Origin of the sequence: Agrobacterium albertimagni AOL15 (assembly GCF_000300855.1) — a bacterium.
GTDB lineage: Bacteria > Pseudomonadota > Alphaproteobacteria > Rhizobiales > Rhizobiaceae > Allorhizobium > Allorhizobium albertimagni.
In genome coordinates this window covers 26,750-52,219 of the sequence record NZ_ALJF01000009.1, presented here as the reverse complement: position 1 = coordinate 52,219, position 25,470 = coordinate 26,750, and the positions used below count along the sequence as shown (strand labels likewise).

The 25,470-nt window shown below is 56.7% G+C and carries 30 protein-coding genes, 1 tRNA gene and 1 pseudogene; 18 read left to right on the top strand and 14 right to left on the bottom strand.

All coding sequences use genetic code 11. The features are described 5' to 3' along the window. Window positions 1-10: 10 nt before the first annotated feature. Entirely contained in the window at window positions 11-760 is a 750-nt protein-coding gene (visR, locus tag QWE_RS11480; RefSeq protein ID WP_006726288.1) for a transcriptional regulator VisR, read from the top strand. A gap of 7 nt (window positions 761-767) precedes the next feature. On the opposite strand, the gene QWE_RS11475 is transcribed toward visR, so the two are convergent. From QWE_RS11475 to QWE_RS24710, 4 genes and pseudogenes are all read right to left on the bottom strand, one after another. Continuing rightward, complete coding sequence (locus QWE_RS11475; protein WP_006726287.1) at window positions 768-1,208, bottom strand: hypothetical protein; 441 nt, start codon at window positions 1,206-1,208, stop codon at window positions 768-770. A gap of 5 nt (window positions 1,209-1,213) precedes the next feature. Next, window positions 1,214-2,296 carry a flagellar biosynthesis protein FlhB gene (flhB, locus tag QWE_RS11470; RefSeq protein ID WP_006726286.1) on the bottom strand — a complete coding sequence of 361 codons (1,083 nt, stop codon included), beginning with the start codon at window positions 2,294-2,296 and terminating at the stop codon, window positions 1,214-1,216. A gap of 182 nt (window positions 2,297-2,478) precedes the next feature. After that, a complete protein-coding gene (gene fliG / locus QWE_RS11465) occupies window positions 2,479-3,519 on the bottom strand; it encodes a flagellar motor switch protein FliG (protein WP_006726285.1) in 1,041 nt (346 codons plus the stop codon). A gap of 28 nt (window positions 3,520-3,547) precedes the next feature. Continuing rightward, window positions 3,548-3,700 (bottom strand): annotated as a pseudogene (locus QWE_RS24710) (FliM/FliN family flagellar motor switch protein); the annotation flags it as partial. On the opposite strand from QWE_RS24710, the gene QWE_RS25270 reads away from it, so the two are divergent. Beyond that, window positions 3,681-3,917 carry a hypothetical protein gene (locus QWE_RS25270; protein WP_157790705.1) on the top strand — a complete coding sequence of 79 codons (237 nt, stop codon included), beginning with the start codon at window positions 3,681-3,683 and terminating at the stop codon, window positions 3,915-3,917. The pseudogene QWE_RS24710 and the gene QWE_RS25270 overlap by 20 nt on opposite strands. Window positions 3,918-4,029: 112 nt before the next feature. On the opposite strand, the gene QWE_RS11455 is transcribed toward QWE_RS25270, so the two are convergent. Continuing rightward, a complete protein-coding gene (locus QWE_RS11455; protein ID WP_006726282.1) occupies window positions 4,030-4,362 on the bottom strand; it encodes a helix-turn-helix domain-containing protein in 333 nt (110 codons plus the stop codon). A gap of 77 nt (window positions 4,363-4,439) precedes the next feature. Between QWE_RS11455 and QWE_RS11450 the strand changes: the two genes are divergently transcribed. From QWE_RS11450 to QWE_RS11425, 5 genes are all read left to right on the top strand, one after another. Next, complete coding sequence (locus tag QWE_RS11450) at window positions 4,440-5,330, top strand: LysR family transcriptional regulator (RefSeq protein ID WP_006726281.1); 891 nt, start codon at window positions 4,440-4,442, stop codon at window positions 5,328-5,330. Between the two features lie 507 nt (window positions 5,331-5,837). Further along, window positions 5,838-5,927, top strand: a tRNA-Ser gene (locus QWE_RS11440). A gap of 97 nt (window positions 5,928-6,024) precedes the next feature. After that, window positions 6,025-7,584: a DUF6538 domain-containing protein gene (locus tag QWE_RS24705; RefSeq protein WP_157790704.1), complete on the top strand. Its 1,560-nt coding sequence runs from the start codon at window positions 6,025-6,027 to the stop codon at window positions 7,582-7,584. Window positions 7,585-7,701: 117 nt separating this feature from the next. After that, window positions 7,702-8,127 (top strand): very short patch repair endonuclease, encoded by a 426-nt coding sequence (locus QWE_RS11430; RefSeq protein WP_006726278.1) that lies wholly within the window; start codon window positions 7,702-7,704, stop codon window positions 8,125-8,127. Between the two features lie 139 nt (window positions 8,128-8,266). Further along, entirely contained in the window at window positions 8,267-9,226 is a 960-nt protein-coding gene (locus tag QWE_RS11425; RefSeq protein ID WP_040300035.1) for a DNA cytosine methyltransferase, read from the top strand. A gap of 70 nt (window positions 9,227-9,296) precedes the next feature. On the opposite strand, the gene QWE_RS11420 is transcribed toward QWE_RS11425, so the two are convergent. Together QWE_RS11420 and QWE_RS24410 are read right to left on the bottom strand one after the other, a co-directional pair. Beyond that, window positions 9,297-10,424, bottom strand: a complete 1,128-nt coding sequence (locus QWE_RS11420; RefSeq protein WP_006726276.1) for a DUF262 domain-containing protein — start codon at window positions 10,422-10,424, stop codon at window positions 9,297-9,299. Beyond that, window positions 10,421-11,026, bottom strand: a complete 606-nt coding sequence (locus QWE_RS24410; protein WP_006726275.1) for a hypothetical protein — start codon at window positions 11,024-11,026, stop codon at window positions 10,421-10,423. Before QWE_RS24410 ends, QWE_RS11420 begins: the two co-directional genes overlap by 4 nt. Window positions 11,027-11,163: 137 nt before the next feature. On the opposite strand from QWE_RS24410, the gene QWE_RS11410 reads away from it, so the two are divergent. The 10 genes from QWE_RS11410 to QWE_RS11365 all read left to right on the top strand — a co-directional run bounded on the left by QWE_RS11410 (window position 11,164) and on the right by QWE_RS11365 (window position 17,865). Beyond that, entirely contained in the window at window positions 11,164-12,036 is an 873-nt protein-coding gene (locus tag QWE_RS11410; protein ID WP_006726274.1) for a NaeI family type II restriction endonuclease, read from the top strand. Window positions 12,037-12,338: 302 nt separating this feature from the next. Continuing rightward, complete coding sequence (locus QWE_RS11405; RefSeq protein WP_006726273.1) at window positions 12,339-14,048, top strand: hypothetical protein; 1,710 nt, start codon at window positions 12,339-12,341, stop codon at window positions 14,046-14,048. A 960-nt stretch (window positions 14,049-15,008) separates the two neighbouring features. Continuing rightward, a complete protein-coding gene (locus QWE_RS25265) occupies window positions 15,009-15,179 on the top strand; it encodes a hypothetical protein (protein ID WP_157790703.1) in 171 nt (56 codons plus the stop codon). Between the two features lie 165 nt (window positions 15,180-15,344). Further along, window positions 15,345-15,605 (top strand): hypothetical protein, encoded by a 261-nt coding sequence (locus QWE_RS11395; protein ID WP_006726271.1) that lies wholly within the window; start codon window positions 15,345-15,347, stop codon window positions 15,603-15,605. Between the two features lie 184 nt (window positions 15,606-15,789). Then, window positions 15,790-16,128 carry a hypothetical protein gene (locus QWE_RS11390; protein WP_157790702.1) on the top strand — a complete coding sequence of 113 codons (339 nt, stop codon included), beginning with the start codon at window positions 15,790-15,792 and terminating at the stop codon, window positions 16,126-16,128. A gap of 122 nt (window positions 16,129-16,250) precedes the next feature. Further along, window positions 16,251-16,700, top strand: a complete 450-nt coding sequence (locus QWE_RS11385) for a hypothetical protein (protein WP_157790701.1) — start codon at window positions 16,251-16,253, stop codon at window positions 16,698-16,700. Between the two features lie 20 nt (window positions 16,701-16,720). Next, a complete protein-coding gene (locus QWE_RS11380) occupies window positions 16,721-16,918 on the top strand; it encodes a hypothetical protein (RefSeq protein ID WP_006726268.1) in 198 nt (65 codons plus the stop codon). Next, window positions 16,915-17,199, top strand: coding sequence for a hypothetical protein (locus QWE_RS11375; protein ID WP_006726267.1), 285 nt, complete (start codon window positions 16,915-16,917; stop codon window positions 17,197-17,199). The genes QWE_RS11380 and QWE_RS11375 overlap by 4 nt, the downstream gene beginning before the upstream one ends. Next, window positions 17,196-17,414, top strand: coding sequence for a hypothetical protein (locus QWE_RS11370; RefSeq protein ID WP_006726266.1), 219 nt, complete (start codon window positions 17,196-17,198; stop codon window positions 17,412-17,414). Before QWE_RS11375 ends, QWE_RS11370 begins: the two co-directional genes overlap by 4 nt. 133 nt (window positions 17,415-17,547) lie before the next feature. Further along, window positions 17,548-17,865, top strand: a complete 318-nt coding sequence (locus tag QWE_RS11365) for a hypothetical protein (RefSeq protein WP_006726265.1) — start codon at window positions 17,548-17,550, stop codon at window positions 17,863-17,865. Between the two features lie 120 nt (window positions 17,866-17,985). On the opposite strand, the gene QWE_RS11360 is transcribed toward QWE_RS11365, so the two are convergent. The 5 genes from QWE_RS11360 to QWE_RS11340 all read right to left on the bottom strand — a co-directional run bounded on the left by QWE_RS11360 (window position 17,986) and on the right by QWE_RS11340 (window position 22,598). Continuing rightward, window positions 17,986-18,372, bottom strand: a complete 387-nt coding sequence (locus QWE_RS11360) for a hypothetical protein (RefSeq protein WP_006726264.1) — start codon at window positions 18,370-18,372, stop codon at window positions 17,986-17,988. 169 nt (window positions 18,373-18,541) lie between these two features. Then, window positions 18,542-20,479 carry a DotA/TraY family protein gene (locus QWE_RS11355; protein WP_006726263.1) on the bottom strand — a complete coding sequence of 646 codons (1,938 nt, stop codon included), beginning with the start codon at window positions 20,477-20,479 and terminating at the stop codon, window positions 18,542-18,544. Further along, window positions 20,476-21,147 (bottom strand): hypothetical protein, encoded by a 672-nt coding sequence (locus QWE_RS11350; RefSeq protein ID WP_006726262.1) that lies wholly within the window; start codon window positions 21,145-21,147, stop codon window positions 20,476-20,478. The genes QWE_RS11355 and QWE_RS11350 overlap by 4 nt, the downstream gene beginning before the upstream one ends. Then, complete coding sequence (locus QWE_RS11345; RefSeq protein WP_006726261.1) at window positions 21,144-22,292, bottom strand: plasmid recombination protein; 1,149 nt, start codon at window positions 22,290-22,292, stop codon at window positions 21,144-21,146. Before QWE_RS11345 ends, QWE_RS11350 begins: the two co-directional genes overlap by 4 nt. A 9-nt stretch (window positions 22,293-22,301) precedes the next feature. After that, window positions 22,302-22,598, bottom strand: a complete 297-nt coding sequence (locus QWE_RS11340; protein WP_006726260.1) for a hypothetical protein — start codon at window positions 22,596-22,598, stop codon at window positions 22,302-22,304. A gap of 272 nt (window positions 22,599-22,870) precedes the next feature. Between QWE_RS11340 and QWE_RS11335 the strand changes: the two genes are divergently transcribed. Next, a complete protein-coding gene (locus QWE_RS11335; RefSeq protein WP_202802982.1) occupies window positions 22,871-24,064 on the top strand; it encodes a DUF3644 domain-containing protein in 1,194 nt (397 codons plus the stop codon). 58 nt (window positions 24,065-24,122) lie between these two features. On the opposite strand, the gene QWE_RS11330 is transcribed toward QWE_RS11335, so the two are convergent. Both QWE_RS11330 and QWE_RS11325 read right to left on the bottom strand, forming a co-directional pair. Further along, entirely contained in the window at window positions 24,123-24,812 is a 690-nt protein-coding gene (locus tag QWE_RS11330; RefSeq protein WP_006726258.1) for a hypothetical protein, read from the bottom strand. Further along, on the bottom strand, window positions 24,812-25,372 hold the full coding sequence (locus tag QWE_RS11325; RefSeq protein WP_006726257.1) for an ATP-binding protein: 561 nt from the start codon (window positions 25,370-25,372) through the stop codon (window positions 24,812-24,814). Before QWE_RS11325 ends, QWE_RS11330 begins: the two co-directional genes overlap by 1 nt. Between the last annotated feature and the right edge of the window lie 98 nt (window positions 25,373-25,470).

The following is a 25,470-nucleotide window of genomic DNA, read 5'->3' as shown; positions in this document are numbered from 1 at the left end:
GGGAGCAGGAATGGCCACCACAACCAGACCAGGCGGAAACATCCTCGAAGATGCGACTTGGTCAGGCCAGCGTCCCGTCACCTCCCGTTCGGATATCTTCCCGAAGCTTGTGTCGCTGCAGCGGTCTTTGAATGCGCGCGGCTTTGCAGCGTTTCGCGTCGCTGGCGCCAGTCTGCCGCACAAGCGACGTCTGGATCCGGAATTCGAGAACTGGAGCAGCGGTCTCAGCAGCGGCCGGGAGGCCTTCATCGGGGCTTATGGTGACGCTCTTCTCGCCCATATCGAGACTTCGACTCTGCCGGTGCTCTGGAGCGCGGAGGAGAAGACGAGCTTCCTGGATGCATCGGACTTCACGCCCTTTGCCGTCCAGTTGCAAGAGCGCCTGCTGCCCTATTCGGGTATCGCTTTTCCTGTGCGCCTCGGTGCTGTCGGAAACGGCTACGTGGTGTTTCCGACGATCGGCGGCGCCGATCTGCCCGGCGAGCTGATCCTTGCGGTCCACAGCCGCTGCTACAAGGTGATGACCGATATCCTGTCGCTTGACGAACGCCGGGCGGCACCATCCGAAACCTTGAGCGAACGCGAGATCGCCTGCCTGCAGCTTGCAGGCGACGGACGCATCAGCGAAGAAATCGCAGAGCGTCTCGGCCTGTCGGTGCATACCGTCAACGCCTATCTCGGATCGGCGACGATCAAGCTTGATTCGGTCAACCGCATCCAGGCGATCGCCAAGGCAATTCGCCTTGGCTACATCACCTGAGCCTGTTTCATCCGTAGAGCGGGGACGCCTGTCCCTTGACGAAGCGCGCCTCTTCGAGGCGATCTTCCAGCATTCGCGTATTGGCGTCCGGATCTCCGGACGTGTCATGAAACGCGATATGCTTGATGTCGAGCCCGGCATGCTCGTTGGTCAGCGTCAGCTGAGAATAGATGGTGATGCCGCGCGGCTTGATCTCGAGATCGAGCACAACCTCCGGCGGACCACCCCATTCGAGCCGATAATCGCCACCGGCGCCGAAAACGACGGTGCCGGGATGAAAATAGAGTTCGGCTGCGGACGAAACGAGGTCCGAGAGATTTCCGTAAAGTTCAAAACGTAGAAGTGAAATGAGGTCGGCAGCGTCCAGAAGGCGCAATTCGCTTGCAACGGGGCTGATAGCCTCCGCCACGATGCGTTCACGCTGGTTGGTGTAGGAGCACTTCTTCATCGGGCCTAGCTTATCCGTCTCTTGGGGGCCTTCGACGCATAAACCCGGTGCACGAGCTCTGCGACTGCCTTGTAAAATACTGACGGAATGACGCTATCCACCGAGACTTGCGCAAACATGGAGCGGGCGAGTGGCGGATCCTCAAAAATGGGGATGTCGTTTTCGCGAGCGATCTCTCGAATCTTCAGCGCCACCAGGTCCTGCCCCTTGGCAACGACCACTGGCGCCTCGTTTTCCTCGCGCACATAGCGCAAGGCCACCGCATAGTGGGTCGGATTGGTGATCACCAGTGTCGCGCGGGGCACGCTCGCGATCATGCGCTTGCGGGCCCGATCCCGGGCAATCGAGCGCTGGCGGGCCTTGACGATCGGGTCACCCTGAGCCTGCTTGTACTCTTCCTTCACCTCCTGCTTCGTCATGCGCAGCTGTTCGTACCAGTGATACCGGGTCCAGAAGATATCGACGGTTGCCAGCATTGCCGTCGCCATGACGACGATGATCATCATCTTGTTCAGGATTTCCGACATCTTGACGAAAATCACCTGAGGGTCGGAGAACATCGTGTCGATGACGGCGAAGTAATCGCTGCGCAGTGCAAAGACCATGATTGCCGAGAGCACGATGATCTTGAAGATCGATTTGGCGAACTCGACCATGCCCTGAGAGCTGAAGATGCGATTCCAGCCTTTGACGATCGAGATCCGGTTCGCCTGAGGCCTGATTCGTTCGAGAACGAAATAGGGCATGTTCTGCGCGACGTTGGCGGTAACCCCGAACAGGATCAGCATGATCAGCATGGGAGCGAGAAAGGCCCCAACCTCCCAGGCCAGATGGGTGAAGAGCGAGACGACGTCGACGGCCGTTCCGAGATACCATTGGTCGGGGCGCTCGAAGATGTCCTTCAGCGATTGCGAAAGACGTGTCACCGCTCCGGGCAGAAAGAACACGGCAAAGAGATAGAAGCCGAGTGCCGTCGCAAAGATCGGTGCCTCGCGGGAGCTCGGTACGTTTCCCTTCTCCATCGCATCCCGAAGCTTTTTCTCGGTCGGGTCTTCGGTTTTGCTGTCTTTGTCGTCATCTTCGGCCATGGCCGCTGCCGTCCTCGGAGGCTGCACCGGGCGGGATTGATGATGCCCCGGTCAATTGCGCCGTTTGCGCCTCGCGCCCACAGCCACCGGAAAGGTGCCGGTACGTCGAACGTAGACACCCGCCGATTGGGGTTCAATCGGCGGGTGATCAAAAGGACCGGGTTTTCAACAGAGGTGACCGCTCAGGCCGCCTGCGTATCGCCGCCTTCGGTGTCTTTAAGCTGAATCTGGCCCGCATTGGCGAGGCGGATCGCTTCCTGCGCCACGGCGCGGCGTGCGATCGCGATCTCCCGCGGGTTGATTCCGGCGGTTCCTGCCTGCAGGTCTGATTCGATCATGCGGCGGGAGCGCGGGCTGATCGAGGCCAGCACGCATTCCTTGATCTCGGCGCTGGCGCCACGCAGCGCCATGGTCAAGATGTCGCCGGAGATGTCGTTCAGCAGCAGTACGCGGCTGCGCTGCGGCATCACGAGCAGGTCTTCGAAGAGGAAGATCTTCGGGCGAACCTTGTTGACCGATTCCTTGCTGATCGATTCCAGCGAGGTGAGCAATGTATCGACTTCGGTCTTTTCCAGTTCGTTCATCAGTTCCGCCACCTTGGCAGAGCCGGTCGAGTTCTTCTCGGCTTCGATTTCGGCGATCAGGTCGTGAACGCGGTTTTCGATGATCTGAGCGGCCTTCGGGCTGACGTTCTTCAGGTTGACCGTGCGGTTCATAATATCGGCGCGACGGCTTTCCGGCAGCTTCAGGAGCACCTTGGCGCCGAAGGAAGAGGGCAGCATCGAGAGGATGTAGGCAACAGTCTGGGGATGCTCGCGCATCAGAAAGCGCGCGATGAAATCAGGATCGGCATCCTGCAGACGGTCCCAGATGGACGCTTCATAGGCCTGGAACGCGGTGCGACGTCCGAGAAGTCCATCGACTTCCTCGGGCGTCAGGCCTTCCTCGAGAATGCTCTCGATGGCCTTGGCATTGTCCATGAGGCCCGCACCTTCGGTGAACAGGTCTTCGAACTCGTTGACGAGTTCGGTCAGTTCATCCGGCGGGATGGTGCGCAGGGTCTGTGCCGACGCAATGATCGTCTGCAGTTCCGCCTGCGTGAAGTATTTGAGCAGCTTGCCGGCAACACCCTTTCCCATGGCCAGCAGCACGGCGGCTGCCTTGTCGGCCTGGGAAAGCGGTTTTCCGGTTAAGGGGCCGCCAAAATCGTCGAAGTCCATCATGGTCTTGTCCTCTCTGGCCCGTCATGGGTCAGGATGTCTTGGTCGCCATCACTTCAATCAGTTTGACACCAAATCGTGTATCGTCGTTCTCGAGAACGGTGATCTCGCCGCGCGCGATGCGACGACCATTCACCATGATCTCGACGGGTTCGCCGATCTTCTTGTCCACCAGCATCGTCGCCGAAACGGCCCGCGTCGCGGCTCTGTTTGCGGAATACAAGATCCTGGCGGCTTCAGGCTCCCTGCTGAAGACCATGAATGCGAAGCCGGTCGGCCAGACCGATGCATATGCGCGCAACGAGTTCTCCGTGAAGACCACCCCGAATGGGGCTTATGTCCAGCGGGATCCGCGGCAAAAGGCAGGAATTCCGATGGACCTCCTGGCGCCGCTCCAGTAAACGCCCATCCGATAGGATGACATGTTAAATTCGTTGATCGAACCGGCGGGCACTCGTGCCCGCCTGAGCTTTCGTGCGCTTCCGCGACTGCGACAGCACGGCTGAACTCGTTCTAGTCTTCGCGAGCAGAAGTCAAAGCCTCAATCATCACTGCCAGCCTTTTAAGATCGTCTGCCTTAAGCGCGTGGAGCGCCGAAATGATTCTCTCCTGAAAAATTTCCTCAACGGTTCTTACGTCTTTTTCCGGAGCCATGCCGATCAGTTCATCAACGGAGATCGATAGAACAGTCGCGATACGCACGAGCGTGGAGAGATCTGGCTCCCTCCGTCCAGTTACATAATTGCCGTATCTGCGATCGGTCAGCCCTGCACGACGGGCAACTTCGGCGTTGGATATGCCGAGCATTTCGGCGCGGCGTCTCAAATTGGTTGCAAATGGCTCCATACCACAATTTGTTCATGACAAAGCCGACGGGTCTATGTACAATAGGGCGTGAGCTGGATGAACGAAACGTGGTGCCTATGGAACTCCGCCAACTCTCCTACTTCGTTGCTGTTGCCGAGGAACTGCATTTCGGCCGTGCCGCCATGCGGGTGAACATTGCCCAGCCGGCGCTGAGCACGCAGGTCCAGGCGCTGGAGAAGGGGCTCGGGGTGCAGTTGTTGACGCGCTCGACCCGCAAGGTCGAGCTGACGCGGGCAGGGGAGGTGTTCTATGATCGCTGTGTCAGGATGCTGGGGGAACTGGATCTCTCAGCCGAAATGGCACGTGCGGCAGGAGGCGGCACCATGCGGGAGATCCGGATCGGGACGATCTATCCGGCAACGACTGGCGTACTGCCGGCGTTCCTGGCGCGCATTGGCCGGAAGTTTCCTGATATCCGCCTGCATGTGTCGAATGGCTCGACGTCGGAGATCATCCGGCAGCTGGAATGCGGCAAGCTGAACCTCGGCTTTATCCGGCCGGTCGAGAACATCGGCTCGCTGCGCTTCTTCTCGATTGCCCATGAGCGCTATCTGCTGGCGGTGCCTATGGGAAATCCGCTTGCCTCGAGGAATGAGGTGACGATCGAGGACCTGAGAGCCGAGAAGATCATCGCCTTCAAGCGGCAGAACCTCTCCTACACCGAGCGCTATTTTGCAGAGACTTTCGAGGAGCATGGTCTGAATGACAATGTCGCCTATACCTGTGACGACACCTTCTCGCTGATCTCGCTTGTGTCATCAGGTCTTGGTGTCGGCTTTGCACCGGAATGGACAGGCGATCTTCCGGGCAGGGACGTGGTGCTGAAGAAGGTGACGGGCATCGATCTGAAGATCGGGCTTGGTGTCGCTTGGAGCAAGGATGATCCGACGGCAGCACGAGATGACATCATCGATATTGCAAAGACATTTGGGCGGTCGGGGAGGTGAGAGCGGTCGTGTGTACGACTGCTCCGACGAAGCCTATCGCCCCTTCAAGTTGAACGCCATGGCCGGGGGAAGGCGGTCCCGCCTGACCCTGTCGGGTCGCTATGCTCAGGCTCCTGCGGCTTCCCATTTTCCGGCCCTGACGAGTCGAGAATTCCCGCGTTCGCGCCCTGCGGTCGCCGCGATGCTGAACGCTCCGATGCTCTTCATTGTCTGACCCGGATCTCGCGCAAGCGCGGCTTTGATACGGGTTTGAATTAGCGGTCGGGTGGTCTACGCCGTGCGCGCTTCGCGCATGATTTGCCGCCTCGTCGTTTGGAGGCGGCTAGCGAAAATTCTGCAGGATCATAGGAAGCTTGGCATCGGCCCTCGGCTTCTGGTTTCTCATCGAGAGGCACGCCAATGGGAGGCTTAAGGAATGTAATCGAAAAACAATTATATTCTCTCTTGCAAGGGGGCTGAGTTGCCGCTATGAGACAGCCCGCGCACCGAGCGCCGACCAGTGTGACCGGAGAGGTGGCTGAGTGGTCGAAAGCACCGCACTCGAAATGCGGCATACTCGCAAGGGTATCGTGGGTTCGAATCCCACCCTCTCCGCCATCGCTCCCAAACAGCTTTGAAATGGCTCAACATACTGAGTTTTAAGGGTTCGTTGACGGCCGACTTGTACACAAAGATGGTACACATGGTCCTACGAATGCCTCGCCCAGAAAAATCGAAATCCGGCATCTACTATTTCCGCATGCGAGTACCGCAGCATCTGATTCCTCTCGTTGGAACGGACGTGGTTAAGCGCAGCCTGAACACGCGCGATCCTCGTGAGGCGACCATCGCACATGCGCGGGTGCTTCAGGAGGTTAAGGCGCGTTGGGTGCAATTGTCAGCCGGCGTGATTTCCCTGACGCAAAAGCAGGCTGTTGCCATGTCTGGCGAAATCTACCGTGCGATGGTTGCCGAGAACGAGGATAATCCGGGCGATCCCCTCGCGCGCGAGGGTGCTCTTTTGGAGGATCATCTGCAGTTGCGGCCGGACAAAGTAAAAGTGGCGCAGATCACCAAGGACGCTGATCTGTTTCAACGTACGCTCGAAAATCTGAAAACGCGGCGAAACGACAAGGCCATAAACGCATACCTTGAGCGCCACGGCTATCGTGTCGATCCGCAAAGCATGGAGCTCCTCCGGAAAGCTGTCGGCACTGCGGTGCTTCAGGCTAAAGAACATTTGCTCAAGCTGTCCAATGGCGATTTCCGCTCTGATCCCGACGCCGATCGGTTCCCCCCGCTTGAACTGGTCATAAAACAAGCCCCCAAGAGCCCGGAAACGGCGGACAAATACAGCCTGCTGCAGGTGTTCGAAGACTATACGAACGAGAAGCAGACGGGTCACACTACCTACAAGAAATGGAAGGGCATCATTAAAAAGGCCGCACTTGAGGTCACCGATATCCGGGACTTGACGAGTGAATGGGTGATTGACTGGAAAGACCGTCTACTGAGGTCTGGACTAAGCGCTGTAAGCGTCCAAGATGGGTATCTCGCCTGCCTCAAGGCAACCTGTAATTGGGCTAAGGCGAATAAGCGCATATCGATCAATCCCGTTGACGATATAGCGGTTGCCGTACCACGCAAGAAAAAGACGCGTGAGAAATCTTTCACCGCTCAAGAGGTGAAAACTATCCTGACTGCTAGCCTGGGCCCACCACCTCAAAGATGTGGTCCTGAAATGAAGGCTGCTTACCGCTGGATACCGTGGCTCTGTGCTTATACGGGGGCTCGCGTAGGTGAAATAGCCCAGCTGCGGAAGCAGGACGTCCAGCATCACGATGGATATCCGTTAATCTGGATAACGCCTGACGCCGGCACGACTAAGGACGGCAATGCCCGATTTGTTGCGGTCCATCCTCACCTGATTGAACAGGGGTTTCTAGACTTTGTTAGATCAAGGCGTACGGGTCCGTTGTTCTACGATCCGTCGCGGCATCGGGGTGGGACGGAAGGGAACCCGCAGTACAACAAGGTCGGAGAGCGACTGGCGGGGTGGGTCCGTAAACTTGGAGTCGATGACATCAGGATTAGGCCCAATCACGCATGGCGGCACCTTTTCAAAACAGAGGCACGAGGTGTCTACATGGATGTCGGAACCCGAGATTACATGCAGGGGCACGTTCCCGCGACCGAGGGCGAGGCATACGGAGGCTTCAAGCCCCACGTACTTGCGCATGAGATTGCCAAACTTCCCCGGTTTGAGATCGATTGAAATGGCACCGCCCGAGCGCTCGCGCGACGGCGGGGAAACCAAGTCGCCCCCGCGGGGGCGAGAGGCCCTTCCCGGGGGGAGGGCCGCAGCACCGCCTTTAGGCGGGGTGGGGCGAAAATGATGGCAGAGACGTCCGATCAACGCAGCCGAAACATGTCACGGATACGTTCGAAGGACACTGGTCCCGAACTCGTAGTCCGACGCCTAGTCCATGCGATGGGCTACCGCTATCGTCTCCACCGCAAGGACTTGCCAGGCAAGCCCGATCTCGTATTTGGCCCGAGGCGGAAGATCATCGAAGTCCGGGGATGCTATTGGCACGCTCATCTCCGTTATGACCCAGCCTGTTGGGAAGCCCGATCAGAGGCAAAGTCGAACAAGACGTATTGGGGGCCGAAAATGGATCGTAATGTGGAGCGCGACCAAAAGAACCTTGCCTTGCTGGAGGCCGGCGGCTGGCGAGTCTTGGTTATCTGGGAGTGCGAGCTCCGGAACATGGATTCCGTTCGGAGCCGTATTACAGACTTCCTCCAAGGAGATTAATCCTGTGGATTCTCAGTCTGTTCACGAAGTTAAGCTTGGCGAAACCATGTACCCCTAACCTCGCAGAGAACGTTGCGCGGCCTTGAATTCCGTGCTATTCGGCCCTTGTTCTTATTTTGTTCACTTGCGGAGGCCTCCAATGTCCCTAACCTCGCTCGAAATGTGCGCTGGTGCAGGTGGTCAGGCGCGTGGCCTGGAGCTTGCCGGGTTCGGTCATGCCGGCGTGGTCGAGATAGATCGGGACTGCTGTGAGACGCTTCGGCTGAACCGCAGGCAGTGGACGGTTCACGAGGAAGACCTCTCTTTGTTCGATGGAACGGGATACAAAGGTATCGATCTTCTTGCTGGCGGCCTCCCATGCCCGCCGTTTTCCGTGGCCGGCAAGCAACTCGGTGACAAGGACGAGCGCAACCTCTTCCCTGCCGCGATCCGCCTCGTTGACGAAACCCGCCCAAAGGCCGTAATGATCGAAAACGTCCGTGGCTTCCTGAGTGCCGTATTCGAAGATTATCGTGGCTTCATCCGAGGCGAGCTCAAGAAGCTTGGCTATGAGGCCCATTGGCGTCTGTTCAATGCATCCGACTACGGCGTGCCGCAGCTACGTCCCCGCGTCCTGATTGTGGCATTGCGCGACGACATCAAAGACAATTTCGAATGGCCTTCTCCGTCGCCTTTTGACGCACCTACTGTCGGCGAGACGCTTGTCGACCTCATGTCTGCAAATGGCTGGAAAGGCGCGAAGGCATGGGCCAAGCGCGCGAATGATGTTGCACCGACACTTGTAGGCGGATCGAAGAAGCACGGGGGGCCTGACCTCGGTCCGACACGTGCGCGTGCGGCGTGGGCAACTCTGGGCGTCAACGGAAAGTCGATCGCGGAAGAAGCCCCGGAACGTGACTTCGTGGGCATGCCTCGCCTCACCGTCCGCATGGCGGCACGCATCCAAGGGTTTGACGATGCTTGGCAGTTTCACGGAAAGAAGACCGCTGCATATCGCCAAGTTGGAAATGCATTCCCCCCACCAGTTGCAAGGGCGGTCGCTGATAAGGTGCGCGCGGCGATCGAAACGCGAACCGTTTACCAAGCACTTGCGGTCTGACGAACAGAACTGCAGCGTTCCTCCTTGCCGAGACATAAAAGAGTTTTGACGCGGCAGGTTCATCGTCAAATCACGCGTCGATAATTTCCTCTTCACCTTGTCCATGATCAGGCCCGGGCGCGACCTCGGGCACATATGTCCCCGTCTCCAAAAAGCGCCTTAGTACAGCAATACGCCTAGTTCGGTTGTATCGCTTTTGAACCCCTTCAGTCGTCAAACGCCTATATTCAACAGCGGCTAGCTCCGTTGGCGTGTCGTAGACCTTGTCAGGCTCCACCGCGTAGTAAGCAGCGACAAATGCTTTAAACCGCCGGCTCACATCCTGATTGGAGATTTCCTTTGGCATCTGATCGCAGACGATCATAAGGGAATATAGATGGACTTTGGACCGGAGAAACTTTTTCAATTCCTCATCCGTACCGCCAACGGCGAGTGCAGCTTGAGCCAGCGCTATAACGGCCTTCTCGTCGTCGCCTCGTTCAGTGTAGGTTTCGTTATATGCATCATAGATTCTATTTATATTGGACTGACTGAGCTCCTCAACAACGCCGCGCCGAAGATAGATCAGTATGCTGCTGACGAACTGGATATCCCGCATCCGCCGGATTTCAGGTTCCGCAAACAGCTTGTTTTCGCGCCAAATCGGGTCATCCGCGATCGCTTCTGCCGCTTCCAAGAACTGACCGCTGAATTCCGCATGCCTTAGCTCCTGCGGGTTTAAAGTCATGTTAGTGCTATTTAATCGCAAGAACATTTTCGTGATTTCAGATCGAGGAACTGCCGAAGAGATAAACTTGATATGAAATTTATACTTCCATATCACTGCCTTTTGCTCGGGGCTGAGTTCAAAGAATTTTTTGTCTGCGAAAGACCATTCCTGATAATCTTTATTTAAAGACGTCTTTCTGAGTTTATACTCATTGTTGATGTAGCCGACAACGGAGCGGATACGCTGTTGCCCATCAATGATGCTATATTTCGAATCTCCCGTGTCGGGATCGGTGTCCGTTTGCCACAGGTAAATCTCGGGTATAGGGAAGCCGGCTAGCATCGTTTCAATGAGGCGGATGCGATGCTTTGGAAGCCAAACAAACTGCCGCTGAAACGAGTCGTCAACGAAAAGAAGCTTCCTCTCGAAATGGTCCTTGATCCATTTTACGTCTCGGCCTTCATAACTGGTGTGGTCGGCGATATTCAAGCAATTACTCCCCGTTCTAGGCCCGACTTTATCTTCTGTATTCCGTGAATGTGGTATAGCTCAACCGCTTCCCAGTTATGATAGATTCTAAAATTTATCTCCGAGACCAGGTAAAACTTCTTCTCCAAATCTCTGCGCAAGGGACCCAGGCGTTTTTCGAGGTCGACAATTTCCTGACTGGTTTGAGGCAGCTGCTTAAAACTCACAAATTGCCGAAATATGTCTCGCCTCACATCTGAGATTTTGAATTCGGTATCAAAATAGTGTAGCCGCACGTACACGTTCCACAGCGAGTGGAATTGGCTTGGTGAGACGATCACAACATCGATATCAGACTCTGTGTTGTAAAGCTTGAAATGCTTGTCCGGGTTCAGGCTGTATCCAGTTTTACCGGAGCCGATCAGGCAAACGTTATGCCTTGAAACTTCGAAATGCGAAGCAATCTGCTCTTTGAACCTGTCGTACATTTTGGAGGCCGAGGCCTCATCGTGATCGCGGCTAAACACATATGCTTGGTTGCTGAACATTACGCTTTGATAAAAGTCAGGCGCTTCCAGAGTCCGCAACTGATTGCGAAAATCGTCTTCCGAAATCCAAGTCATCTACACCTCAGGCCCAAACGCATTCTGGATATCGGTTTCATCTTAAAGGTGCAACGGTGTCGATTCATTTTACAGAGGGGTGCCATGTCCATGTTCGATTAACGGTTCACTAACCATGTCAACGGACAGTCGGCGGCATGTCGCACGCACCGCTCGATTCGTCCCACCCTGACTATCCTCTCGTCTCCAGGCTCGTGAAGGCAATTCTCAACCATGCCGGCGGTTTCGATAAGTTTGCCGTGGATGTTCCCGCTCTACTTCGGCAGGCGTTTGATGAGGTTATCGATGCCCCGCGTACGAACCGCTTCACCCTCATCGAAACGGAGAAGACGGAAAAAACGTATGTCGGAACGAAGGTCGAAATTCTCATAAGGAACTATCTCGGCGTGCCGAAGGGCAGCGTGCTCGACATGCTGGTAGATGGCGTCGAGATCGACATCAAAAACACGACTGGCCGCGACTGGATGCTTCCAAAGGAAGTTGTTGGAAGGCCGGCACTCCTCGTAAGGTCTTCGGAGAGAACGGCGCTTTGTGACGTCGGCATCGTGGTCTGCCGGCCCGAATATCTACGTCTTAGCAAGAACCAGGATGGCAAGGGCCAGCTTTTGGCGGCCCAGCACGTAAACATATGGTGGATACTACGCGACCATCCGTATCCGCCTAATTTCTGGGAAGTCCTGTCGGTATCGGATCGTATGGAGATCATGTCGGCGCGAGGTGGCACAAGCCGTATCGCAGCGCTATTTGAGAAAGTACAAGGCCGGCCGATATCGCGGCAGCAGGTTAGCGCCTTGGCTCAACAACACGACTATATGAAGCGCATTCGTCGAAATGGCGGCGCGAGAGACATCCTTGCGCCCAAGGGAATTGCCTTGTTGTGGGGGCAGCGTGACAAAGCCTTGATTGAGCAGTTGGGCCTCGGTCCAGTCACTGCAGACGAGTTCATTTCTTTCAGGCCGTTAGCGGCGGATGATGTCACGCTTCTCCGGAACGCCGGCCACATCGACTGACAGATACTCGCGCAATTCGCCAGTCTGATCGGCGGTTGACGGGTGCCGAATATCGACCGACCATGAAAAAACCGCCATCAACGAGGTTGGCCCCTCTCCAGCGGTTTTTCTTGGGAATGTTCGATAATGATGAACGATCTTGAAATTGTTGTAAAGCCGCCGTTGACGGCTGAGTGACCCGCGGGCTGGGACATACCCCAGCCGCCGCGACGGGAGCCCCTTTCCAAAATTCCAATGTTGACAATTCGGACGCCGACGTAGGCCGGGTTAGGGCCGCCGCCGAGTTCGACATTGGACAGGCCGTGGTCATCCCCGCCTTTTCGAAGAACGGCGAATGGCGCAAGGACCCCAAGCGCCACAGGCCTTTGGGCTTCTCCTGGCGTCTCGGCGAGCAGGTCTTCATGGCGCTTGTCCACCTCCTTGGCATCGAGCCGATGGAAACCGTGTTCGAAATGGAGGTCCTGGAAGCCATTCTCGCCGACGCAATCATGTCCGCGCATCTCCACGAAGGCCGCCGTGTCTCGTATTCGAGAAGCCGTGACCACTGGGTTAAACGCAGCCGATACACGGGACGGGGCTTCTCGCGGGACATCATCGTCAAGGTCGTGGACCTGCTGGTCAGGCACGGCGTGCTGATCGCCCATGACAGGCGGCCAGTCGGATCGCTCGGCGTGCAGTCGTCCTATCTGCCGAACCCTATGCTGGCGGCCTTCGAAATGCCGCCACTGTCGAAACGGCGTGGCGAGAGCATTATCCTCAAAAACGCCGAGGGCGAACTGATCGGCTACAAGGACACGGCCGACACACGCAACAAGCGATACGTCCTCGAACGCATCAACGACGTGCTGGAGCGTACCAAATTCAGTATCGCGGGCGACGAGGAACTGTCCGACGGCAGGTGGCGCAACATCGACGGGGAACTCCTCTCGACGAAACAGGTCGCCCTCAAGCGCGTGTTCAACGGAGGCTGGACTCTGGGCGGCCGCTTCTACGGCACCTTCTGGCAGACCATGTCCGGAGACGCGCGCCGCAACATCCTTATCGACGGCAAGGCTACGATCGAGGTTGACTACGACTGCCTCCACGCACGGATGATCTATGTCCGTGCGAAGAAGAAACTCGTCGGCGATCCCTACATAATCGAGGGCTTCGAGCGGAAGATCGCCAAGCGTGCGTTCTTTGTCATCATCAACGCCGACGGCTATCTCTCGGCCAAGGGCGCGGTCGCCGACTTGCTCGAGGAAAAGGGACTGCCGAGGAAACTGGCGGGCAAGCTGATCGACGCCATGAAGAAGCGCCACAGGGCGGTCGAGGAATACTTCCATTCGGGTCTCGGTCTGGAGTTGCAGAACCTCGACGCGAACATGGCCGAATATGTCATGCGCGTGATGACGATCCAGAAGGGCGTGCCTTGTCTGCCGATCCATGACTCGTTCATCGTTCCGAAAGACCAGGTGAACAACCTCGTCAGGACCATGAAGGCTGCCTACGAGCGGTTCGTCGGACGGGTTTCGGCGGGTGTCTGCCAGATCAAGTCGGATGCAAAATCTGCAGCTTCCACCTCAATAAAATCAGATACTTACTTCTCGGAAGTCCTACACCTACCCTCCTCCTTCTCCGCCTCTCTCTCCGACGGTAAATATAGGACTCCAGAACTCGACGCTTCAATACTGCAGAACCCGGAGGCCTCGGCGCTGGACTTACAGCCAATGCCTGAGGTTGATGTCGTGGAACTTACGGCACCGAAGTCTCCTGAAGTACGAGTGGAGGCTCTTAAAGGAACGGCTGCCGTACAGCCGATCCGTCGCGCCATGCCAGAATTCCTGAGAAAGGCAGAGGAGGAAAGACTCCGTGTTTATGCGGAACAACGGGAGGAAAAGCACAAGCGTGCGGAAATGCGTCTACGTCGCCATAGAACGGGGTCCATGCCTTTGGATGGGTCAGCGTTCATACAGACGGGTCAGACGCATCTAGCGCGCAGAGAAACCGCAATCACGGAGGCAGCGCGGTGATCTTGCCAAGAGGAGATGCACATGCTCGCGCCAATGCAGTTTCGACGAGGACTGGCCTAAAGCTGCCACCAAAGGAATGTCCCGTCGGGGGTAGTCGGTCCCGCGTCCCGCTTTTTTGCGGCGCTATGCTGACGCTCCTACGGCTACCCTATTAACCGATCGAGACATGCGCGAATTCCCGCCGTGCCCCTCCTGAGAGGGTCGCCATGCTCACGGCTCCGATATGCTCATTCTTTACCGCGTGTGATGCGCTATCCGCATCAAATGACCTGCGGCCCATTTGAAGGGGCGCGTGTGCTGTACGGCGAGGTATAAAGCCTCGCACAGCACTAATATACGTTCAGGCGGGTCAGCATACCCCTGAAACCATTCCCCACCCTTAGCACCCATTCTGCCAGCGTTCTCGCTCTGTCAACGCCGTCGGCGTCCTCCACTCCGTTGCGGCCCTTCGGATGACTTCCGCTCCGAGCGCCGGCGTAGGCGATGGCATCGGGACGGGGAACATCGAAAGTTCCGCCCTCCGGGCGGGTTCGACTCGGCCTGCGGCCAGCATCGAACAGGGAACATCGGGCAGTCCCTAAAATCCAATCATTCCCGTTAACGCCACCTCCGGGACGACTCAACCCTGCCGCGTAGAATCCTGGGCTCGATCCGTAAATGTGGTAGAAAATATCCATAGAAAACAGAGCGGAAGGCATGGATATGCAGGTGAAGACAACAACCATTCCGGGCTTAACGTACTCAGTTCAGGTCGAGGAAGTTAACCACCTTGATCCGATGGGCGGCCTCATCTGCTACTTGGCCAGCCTTTACAGGATTGACCCCAAGACGTCCGCCAGAACCCTACTCCGGCGGTCGCGCATCCCTGGTGCTGCCGTCGATATGCAACGGGAATTCGCCCGTGACGGCATCCAGGCATTCCGACGCTACCAATCAGCTTAACGATCAAGGACGAATCCGATGTTGGTACTCCGCATCCTCACCCTACCCATCACCATGTTCGTCTTCATGGCCGTCACTGTGGCCGCTACGAAGGCCCCCGCGGCAGTCGAAATGATGAGCATCGGTCTTTGGTTCGCGCTGCCGCTTTTCCTCGCCATCGCCGCGGTCAAGCGCTTGGCGGGACGTTAATTCAAGAACTCAAGTAATAAATGCTAGAACTCGATTTCTAAATTCAAGAACTCAGTATAAGTCGAGTTCTTGAATTAAATATTTGAAATTTCTTTGCAAAATTTGTTGACGGCGCCATCATTCATCGCAATAATACATCAACACAACAAGCAAAGGAGATGCGAATTGATCAATATTATTTGGGGCCGCAAGATGGCGAACTGGGATTGCGCAGAAGTGGAAACACGGTACGGAACGGTTTGTCCTGTGGTCGCCGACATCCCGGGGCCAGACGATCGAGCGATGTTCTCAATCGACGTTCCCGATCCTGAGAGGGACGGAAAAATCCGCTCGTTGGCTTCAGGTTTCGCTGATAACCTTGAAGAAGCGCGGATCGCCGCGGCAAATGCCATTGCGAAACTCGACCAAGGGCTGAGTATCGCCTGATCGTCCCAATCGGGGCTAACGTATAAAGTTCAGCGCCGGCGCATTTTACCTCTTGCGCCGCCCGACGATCGCTCCAACACTTAGTATGTGGACACTCACAAAGGTGGTTCCACACACATCTTAAACTCCTGACATTTCAGGGAAAACCGTAACGCACGATGACCTCGCGGCGCATGGCGAAGCCATGTCCAAGGTCCAAACGAAAGGGAATGAAATGAAGTTCGATGACCTCGGCACCGATGGCAAGCTGGCCGTGACTGATGCAGCTGGGAATTACGAATGGGTAGAGGCCAGGATCGAGGGTATCCCGAGCAAGAGCCGCCTTCGAGTTGAACTCGTTGCGAGCGGTGGGGATGGTGACGAGGCTGCACGCCAGGCTCTCCGGGAGCATCTCTCCGAGCACTATGCAATCGACATTCCGTGCGACTTCCGCAGCGAGGCCGAGCTTGCCAGCGCCACCGCCAAAGCGACAGCAATCCAAAATCGGTTTCTGTCTGGAAACTATGCGCCTTTCAGCACCTGACACGGCGCTGCCTTAGTTTGCACCTGGTGGTCGCAGCTCTGCGACCAACCATCCTGCGAGCCCGTCCCACTCCTTTAAGCCCGGAAACTTCAACGCACGACCTCGATGCGAATGGCGAAGCCATGTCCAAGGTCGATAAGAAAGGAAACCCAATGTGGTATAGATACGACGCCTACAATCAGGAAACCCTCTATGGCTGGACCAGCAACGAAGCCGTTGCTGAGGCTGCCTTGGCCTGGATTAATCGAGGTCGCAAAATCAACGTCTACAGCATGACGTGTCTGGGCGATGACGAAAACGAAGCAGACGGTCGAGGCATCAGACTTGCCGATACGAATGGACATATCTTCGTCGATGATACCAGCCCTGAGGAATTCGAACTGAAGCTTCTGGAGTGGCAGGAGGAGAGCAGGGATTCCACTGCTCCCCCTAAGCCACAGCGCCGCGTAGATCGGCTGACAGTCGATCTGCCCTCAGGCACGCTCGCTGCGCTCAAGGTTCACGTCGCTCAACGCGAAACCACCATCCGGAATGTTGTGACAAACCTCGTGAAAATGGAGATCGGGAAATGAGGGAAGGAACCGGAAACAGAATGATGACATCAGACGCAGGATTGAACAGGCAGACCGATTGTGAGGACAGCCAGGAGGCCTTACCGCCATTGACGCACGAGGAGTTTTGGCAGGTGCTCGACATGGCTTTTGGGATGCTCTCCGATGTCTGGGACTGCAAGGAGCGGCAGCAGGATGGACTTGCTGGGAACTCAGAACTTACGGAGGAAAAACAATGAGGAAGATGAGAAAATTTTCCGACATCCCGACTGCCGATTTCCCGATGAACGACAAGACCTATTACCGTCTTCGCGCCGAAATCGGATCAATCTCCGCGGGCTTCTCGAACCTCGGGACGAGCGATGGGGCCGAGGTCGCCAACAAGATGGAAGCGGTCTTCGGCGCGCTAGACGATGCCTGGCAGACGATCCGCCGTATTGAAGCCCGCGAGGAACGGGCGATGGCGGGGTCAGTGAACTATTCGCCTGGCGGCTGCATCGAATCGGAGATTTCACAATGATTGATCTCGACTTTTATCAGTACGTTGACTTCCACAATTCGGAGCGCGTGGCGATGATCGTCACCGCGCTGGTAGCACTGGCGATCTTCATGCGCCTTCTCCATCTTCCGAAAGTCTGGATGAAGGTTGTTGCGAATCTCATTTTCTTCCTGGTCTGCATGCATGCGGTCGGCTTCACGCTGATCGGTATCGCCGCATGGCAGTCAGGAACATGACAGAGGACGAGCGGGACATGGCTGAAAAACGCCGCACTCTCCGCCGGCCTTCCCACCGATCCACAGCATTCGCATGCTGTGTGCACCGATTGACCGCCTGATTAACTGCGTTTTTTTGTAAGGAGTAACGCACATGACCAGTAACAAGCTCTTCGTTAACCTGGCTGATCTGCCTGAAAATGTCCGCGCTGCGGTCGAAGCTCCCATGTCGCCCGAAGCTGCGGCATGGATGGATGCTGAGGCTCGCCGCCTTGAGGCAGAGGGACAGACAGTTCTTGGCTGGCCGACCGACGATGACCTTCGAAAGCTCGTCAACCAGACCCCATTTCAGGTGCTCGGTGACAGCATTGTCCAACAGGACGGACAGGGCAATGTCTTTGAGGTCTTCAACGGGAACCGCCCAGACACCAGGTCCTTCCTCTTGCGCTGGATCGAAGATAACGGGAAGTAAGATGACGCCTACAGCGTTCCCAGGACACCAAGGCCCCCTCTCGGGGCCTTTTTTCTTATGGGTTGTGTCAACAAATTTGGCGCCATCGTCACCCGCACGAGGCCTTAAATACCTATACTGTCATCGCGGGATAAACGTCCAAATCCTGTCGAGCGACGGTTTGTGTGTGCCGTCGTAGAAGCTCTTGATCCTAAACACTCCGGGCTGGGGTCGCCCGACGAGGTCATAACCGTAGCTCGTCGGTACCTTGCGCATCCACGACGGCATGCCCGCCATCACTTCGCCTCGGCAGCCGTGGCATCCCCAAACGACAACATCGCCCTCAATTGCAGATTCGTCGTATCGAAAAATCAGTGATGGAATTGAAGGTGCAGGGCAGAACAAGGTCGGACTGCATGACGTCGCTGGATCGGCGGTAACATTAACGCGGCGGTCAACCGAGGCCGCCTCGACTATCCCCGCGATCGATGCCGCCAGCACGACGCCGGCGATCACGATGGGTATCATTTCGACCGCTGCTTTGGTGCCAGCCAGGCATCGGCACCAATCATGACCAGCGCCCACATGGCGCAAAACACGGTGAGGGTAGCGACTGTAGCCGATAGATGGGCTAACCCCCCGAGCCCACAGACCACAGACATGCCAAATCCTCCAACTGTCCAAAACGCCCATTTCTTCATTTCCGCCCGCCTTTTTTGAGTGCTGCCGTTAGACCAGTCTTCGGAAGATTTCCGCGTCCGGCAAGTGCCAACATTCCGCCGAACGCGCCCGACGTCAGGTTCGCCTCACCGCCAGTACCAGCTTGGCCCGTCCAGGCGAGGACGCGGTCGGGCAAGGTCCAAATCTGCCCGAAGCCCTTCATGCAGGCGTACCACGTCAGATACATGTGCATCGCGGTCATTACGAGGATACCGACGAGGCCCACGACATGCCCTCCCGTCTGGCCAAGGAATGCCGTCGCGAAGAGCCTGTCGAGTGTCCCCAGTGTGGCATCGAACACTGGGTATGCTGCGGACAGGGCGAGTACCGCCAGAACCGGACGAAGGGCGATATTGACGGTCAGGAGCAGGCCCATACGAACACTTTCGCCCGCAAAATCACCGCCGTTGTCGAGCTTCATCCATTTCATGGCCCACAACGGAAGCGCGATCATGGCTTCCATCAAAGACGCGAGAATCGCCATTCCTGACATGAAAACGAAGACGAAGGGCATCATCGGGATAATGTATGCCCGGATGCTCCCGATGAGCATGAGAGCGCCAACGACATACTTAGACCAGTCCAGCAACCAGTCGACGCCTGCCGCCCCGAAGAACCGCGTTACTGCGTTGCCCGCCAGTGCGGCAGCACCCGCGCCGGCGGCGATGATGCCCCAGGCTCCAGCAATCATTGCATGCCCCGATGAGACTAGACCTGCCATAGCATCGCCCTCCGAGCCAGACGATCCCGCCCATTCCGCCATATCCCTGGCAACGTTACCGAGGAGCCTCGTCAGGAAGTCCGCAGTTTCGTCGCCCGCGCTTGCAAAATCGTTGGCCGTAAGGTTTACGCGCTCGGCTTCTCCGGAAACCTGAAGCGCCAATGCCGAGAACGCTCGTTCGATAGCCTGCCCGAAATCCCCATCAGTGCGAGGCAGAGTGACGTCAGGTCTTTCATTGGTTAGACTTGTTGTCAGCTCGGATATTTGCGCCAAAGCTCGCCAGTACATGCCAGCCGTCAGAAATCCATCTTGCTTCGCCGCTTCGACGAGCTTCGAACGCGACGTCATATCCATTGATGCAACTTCAGCTTTCGTAGCGGCAACAATAGCGGCATCGAACTTCGCGCCGGCGGCGCGGATGTCCTGGACCAGCGTCGCGGAAAGCACTTTTGTGGAAATCGCGTTCTTCGCACCTTCGGCTGACGATATCCCCGACGTATGCGCGGCGAGTTCGGCGTACCGCGCGGCTTCCGCACGGAAGGCTGAAACGATTTCGGCAACGGCAGACCGACGAGCATTTGAAAAGTTCGCCCGACCTTCCGGAAACGTGTACGCCAGCCGGCCGCATGTCGCGCCGTAGTTCCAGACTGTGACCCCATCTGCATTTAGTCCCGCTGGGTCGGGCAATCGTTGTTCCCAGCCCCACATGGAGCCGCCTTGATTGTAAACCGCCGCGCAAACTTCATGACGCAGGATCGCCATGGCAACCGTCGATCCCGTCTCCGAAACCGGGACGATCGGCATCCCATCTTTGCCTGCGATCACACCGACGAACGTATTCCACGTCGCGTCTGCTACGTTGATACCGCCACGCGCCACGACGTCGCGCAGGATATAGTGGACCGATGAAAAGCCTGTGGTCGGCAAAGGCACCAATAGGCCGATGCCCACAATGATGCGCAGCGGCGACCATATCTGATGCCATCTGTCGCCGAGGACTTTGCCTGTGTACGCACTCTGGACGATCCCAGATATCACGCTGTAAGCGAGGCCCAGCGATGCCAGGAAGCCGAGGACGCTTGTGAAAACCTGCAGTGTCCTACCCCATGGCGACGAACCATCAGGGGGAAGCACGGCGGATACCCAGTGCCACGCGATGTTGGTCGCCGATGGTTCTGCGAAGATGTCCATCATGGCTTCATCCCGGGGGCTTTTGGTCCTGGTCCGTCGCCGTTGTCTGTGGAGTTGCCAAGCGTCGCCGCCGGCTCGGCATCGTCGCTGGTGTCCTCGGCGAGGTCGAGGACTTTCATTTCTTGCTCGGTCAACGTCACGGTGACCATCGGCAGGGCAAGACGCGAAGAAGGACGAGGCTTTGCCGCGGTGCCAGACGCTCCCGACTTTCCACCGCTACCCTTTTCGCCTTCGCCGCTGCCTTCGTCCGATGGCTTCACCGCCGACATGACATCTGGGGAAATACCGCGTTTCTCCGCCGCTCTATCCAACACGGTTTGTCCGATCGCGGCGAGTTCAGGCAGGGTGTGCCAAATGGCGGCGAGCCACGGTCGGGCGCATGGGTGCTCCTGGCTATCCCTGAGAACTTCGGCGTAGACTCTGATCCGCTCTTCCATTGTCCGCCATGACGCGGAATCCCCGGAATCGGCGACTCGTTCGAGATAAGCGAGGAGAGCGGGTGCCTCGGATTCGAGAAACGCGAGGCGGTGATGTGTGGGACGGCCACGAACGGCCATGCACCACCGCACGGCATCAACCGCCGCGCCGTGTGCGGAATCGAGGTGAGCCATTCCAATGTTGCGCAGCGTCCGCTGGGCATTCGTTACAAAAATCTGTTGTCCCGTGGTCATGGCGTCATCCCTAGTTTCGGTTCGGGTTCCTGGAGCGCGGCGGCCAGTGCGGAAGAAAGGCGGCGGACCTCAGCTTGAGCGCTTGCCAGCCGCTGGCTCTGTTGACGCAGGGAATGACGCTGGTCTGCTGCGGTTTTCTCTAGCGCCTTGTGCGCGGCTTTGGCTTTCGCGGCCTCAGTTAGGGCCTTTTCCACGGCGGCCTTTGCGGCGGTCAGATCGCGCGAAAAGTCACGGCGGATTTCCGCACGGATACGAGATTCTTGAATGCCGTCGACAACGGCTCGAACCGCTCCACCAAAGCCAGTCAGACGATCGACAGAGGATTTTAGTTTGGCCGCTTCCGCCTTGATCGCCGCGGCCTCAGCGCGTGTCTTTGCTACGTAGTCTTGGCCTTGCCGCCTGACGGCCTCGGCACGGTCAACGGCATTTTTGAGCGCCTTCGCCTGCGACTGTTCCGCTTTCCACTCTTCGCGCGTAAGACGGCGACGGGCAGGACCAAGACGTGTGAGCCCGCACGGGACGGCGACCGCCTCGTGATAAGAGTCCTGCCATTCCCGCATTGCCGCCTTATAGGCAGCATTCGATCGCTTGTTTAAGGTCTTGCCGTCCTCCCCTGGCCTCCGTCCTTCCGCCATCACCGCGCGTTTCGCCACAATTCCGGGATGATAGACGGCAGCTTTCAGTTCGGGGTCGGCAGTCGGCAAAACATAGGCATGGATGTGCCATTGTTTCTCGTCTGTGTGCCGGAGCACGCACTTGAGGGCGGGCCCATACTGGTGTCGAAGCCAATCAATCGTCAACTTCTCCCACCGCCGAACCTCGCTCAGCTTCGCCCTGTCGAAGCGGACCTCGTCCACGGTGTAGGGATGGCTGGCGACGACGGTATGAAGGGTTTTCTGACTGGACTGGATTCTCCGAAGTTTGCCCCGTGCGCCGGGTGTCATCGCGAGTTCGGCAGCGGCGTCATGCATCGCCCGTACTTCTTCGACCCCGACGCCCCATATGGTGGTCGGCGGCTTGGGATCGTCTACGTGAACGGACGCTATAGGCTTACGAGCGGCCTCGTCGAACACGAAGGCTGTGCTACGCCCTTTGGAGTCGGGCCGGCGGCTGTATGGTTCGAGGTGGACGAACTGGAAGGCCAAGGCGACACCCTAAGAGGCTTCGCGGGGCATGTCGTCAGCGACGAGAGCATCCATTTCGGTAGGCTCGGCGTCGAACAACGCCGCATAGTGTTTCATCACATGGAGGATTGCCCATCCTGACTGGAGCAGAGGATGGTCCGGTATGTTGCGTTCGGCGTCGGAAAGGACATCTTCCAGGCTATGGATTTGGCCATCGAGGATAAGGTCCTCAATTATTGTAGAAAGGTCATCGGGCATTTTCAGGCACTCGAAGGAATACCCCAAGCGTGCCTGCCGGCGGAAAGGAAAGACAGCAAAAAGTACCATGATAGTGACCGACTATCATCATTCCTGCGTCATGGTGTGGCTCTCCGAGGGCCGCGCCGCGGAGCTATTTAAGGAGAATAGGCAGGGGCCTGCCCTGACCATTGGCGATCGTGTGAGTTGCCCTCGGTGAGTTCAGTTCCCAAGGATTTATGGCGATCGGCGATCGCTCGCCAAGCCTACAACGACCACCGTCGATCTCCGCCTTGACACAGAACTGCAACCGTTTGTAGCACTTTGTGTCAGGAAAATTCTGGACGATGACGGGCGGGGAAATGGCTCAGAAAAAGAAGGAAGGTGCGCTCACTCCGGAGGAGAAACGCATCGTCAAAGGGCTGTTGGCCCAGAACTGGCGCAACCAGGACATCCAAGCGTGGATCAACGGCGGCCGCAATGGGACTGTGAACGGAGCACGTATCTCGGGGGTTAAGAAGGATGCGGATCAGCAAGCGGCTACACCCGAGGAAGTAGACTTCTGGCTGAAATGGAAGAAGGCCACCGACCCGCAAACGGGTCTCAACCTTTACGACCATGAACGCCTAATTCGTGCGCGCGAGGCGATGATTTTAGCCGTCCAAGTCTTCAACAGCGCAGGCCTTAAGTTTAAAACAGAAGTTTTCTGCATGCTTGCGAACGTCGCTTGGACTTACCTCATGCACGAATACTTTACACGACAGGCCGTGAACATCGTCAAGGCCGATGGTAAGACGATGGCATTATCAGAACTGTATGGACGAAATGATTTTCCCACGAGCGAAGGCATTAAACAAAACCTCCGAGCGTTGAAGGTTCTGCGCGACGAGGTAGAGCACAAATTACTTGGCAAGGCAGATGTGAAGTGGCTCGGCATCTTTCAGGCATGTTGCCTGAACTTCAATAAGACGATTTGCGAGCTGTTTGGGGATCATCTGAGCCTCGCTAACGAACTCTCCTTCGCGCTTCATTTCGCGAAAATGAACCTTGACCAGGCTGCCACGCTCAATCAGTACGAGCTACCGGGCCACATTGACGCCATCGACGCAAATGTCACGGCCGGCATGACGCCAGAGCAGATCAACAGTCTAGAGTTCCAGTTCCGCGTTATCTACACTCTCGATGCTGCCTCGAAGTCGCACGCTCACTTCCAGTTCGTGAACCCGGACTCGCAGGAAGGCAAGGAAATCCACAACGTCCTGGCAAAGAAGGTAGCTGCAGACGAACTGTTCCCGCATAAGCCCTCAGTGGTAGTTGGGGCCGTTGCCGCGCAGGCAGCCGTACCGTTCACATCGAACGACCACACTAGGGCTTGGAAGCTCTTCAAGGTACGGCCGAAAAAAGGTGCTGCACAGCCGGGCAACACCGACAAGCGGTACTGCATCTACCATCCCGCCCATAAAGACTACACATACTCAGACGAGTGGGTGGCGCGGCTAGTTGAAGAAGCGACCGATGCTGAGCGGCTTGCCGCTATCAGAGCAGCGAAGCTGTAGTGTCCACTGAGCCGCGGAGAAGTGGAGCGCAGCCGAAACTGTTGCGCACTCGCCGCCGCTAGAACTGCCTTCTGTAGAAGCGAGACTGATCGTCCTGTATTCTACCGCGATCAACTGCCCAGCCAAAATGATCGAAGAGCTCGACAACCATCTCCGACGAAATGTCTTTCGGCTCTCCTTCCAAGTCCGCAGCGGATAGTTGGCGTTGGACTTCGATCTTTGTAGCGGCCGTCTTTCGCGGATAAGAGAACCCCATACGCATGGGATCGTCGATCCACAGTGTCCGGTCTTGTGTATTCCCGATCGTGACATGGATTTGCGCGCCTTCCCTGTAAAGGCCCGCCCGGAACAGTCTGAACGTGAATTCCACCAACTCAGTCATCGTGTAGATTGATGCACCGACGCCCAAGAAAGGCCCATCTGGTTTCGCTGGAATGTCATCATTCAAGTCCTCACGGAGAGCTTTGTAGTGAAGGAACTGCGTGCTTTTGTACATCCGCCAAAACTCTACGTGGTGATACCAATCGCACCAGCCCTGTACAAAATCACCAACGTTTTCAATGCCGCCTTGTTCGTCGTCTCGGGTGGAGATGTGCGGATAATCCCATCCTCTAAGGGAAACGCTGCTCTTGGTGACCAATTCACGACACTGCGCGAGTGTGAGGAGTGCATCTGGTGCACGAAGTGGACGAATGTTTACCCGCCAGAAGCCCAGACCTTGAATGCGTTCGATCAATCCTTCTTTCATCACAACCCGCCCAGCTCACCTTGAAAGTCGTAACCAGCTTCCGGTTTGGCTACCAAGCCGAGCTTTTGAAGTCGTTGCATTCTACGTACTACCGCTACCTCGATGATATCACGCATGTCTGTGTAGTTTGAAACGCGAGCGCTTTGCGGTTTCTGGGCTTTGCTTCGATAGTAGATGGTGCCCCTCTGCAGATCGGGACCGTCCTTTTTACAAATAACGGGGAACTCATCGAAGGGGCTGACGGTCACAACAACGAATTTCAGGCCGTCGAGGTCGCTAACGACCTCTTTTCTGAACAAGACGCGCGGGTCAGCATATTCACCAATTTGGTCCTTCATCTGATCCGAGTTGAACGTTGCGATTTGCTCGTCCGACATTCCTATTCGCTTATTCGTTTCATCTTCGATCCCGAAGACGATCTGACCACCATCCTGGATGTTTGCCATCGCCAGAATGTCCTTTGCGAGTGCGAGCTTGTCCCAATTCATGGCGGTCTTGAATTCCAAGGAGTCAGTTTCCTCGGCACCTTCCAGCAGCGTTTCAAGCTCTTCCGTTGTCACATTTCACCTCAGGAGAATCTGCGTCACGCAAAGGTGGTCGAGTTTCATTTTAAGGTCAACTTAAGACTGCATCTCTGCCTTTTGCATCACGCCTCTAA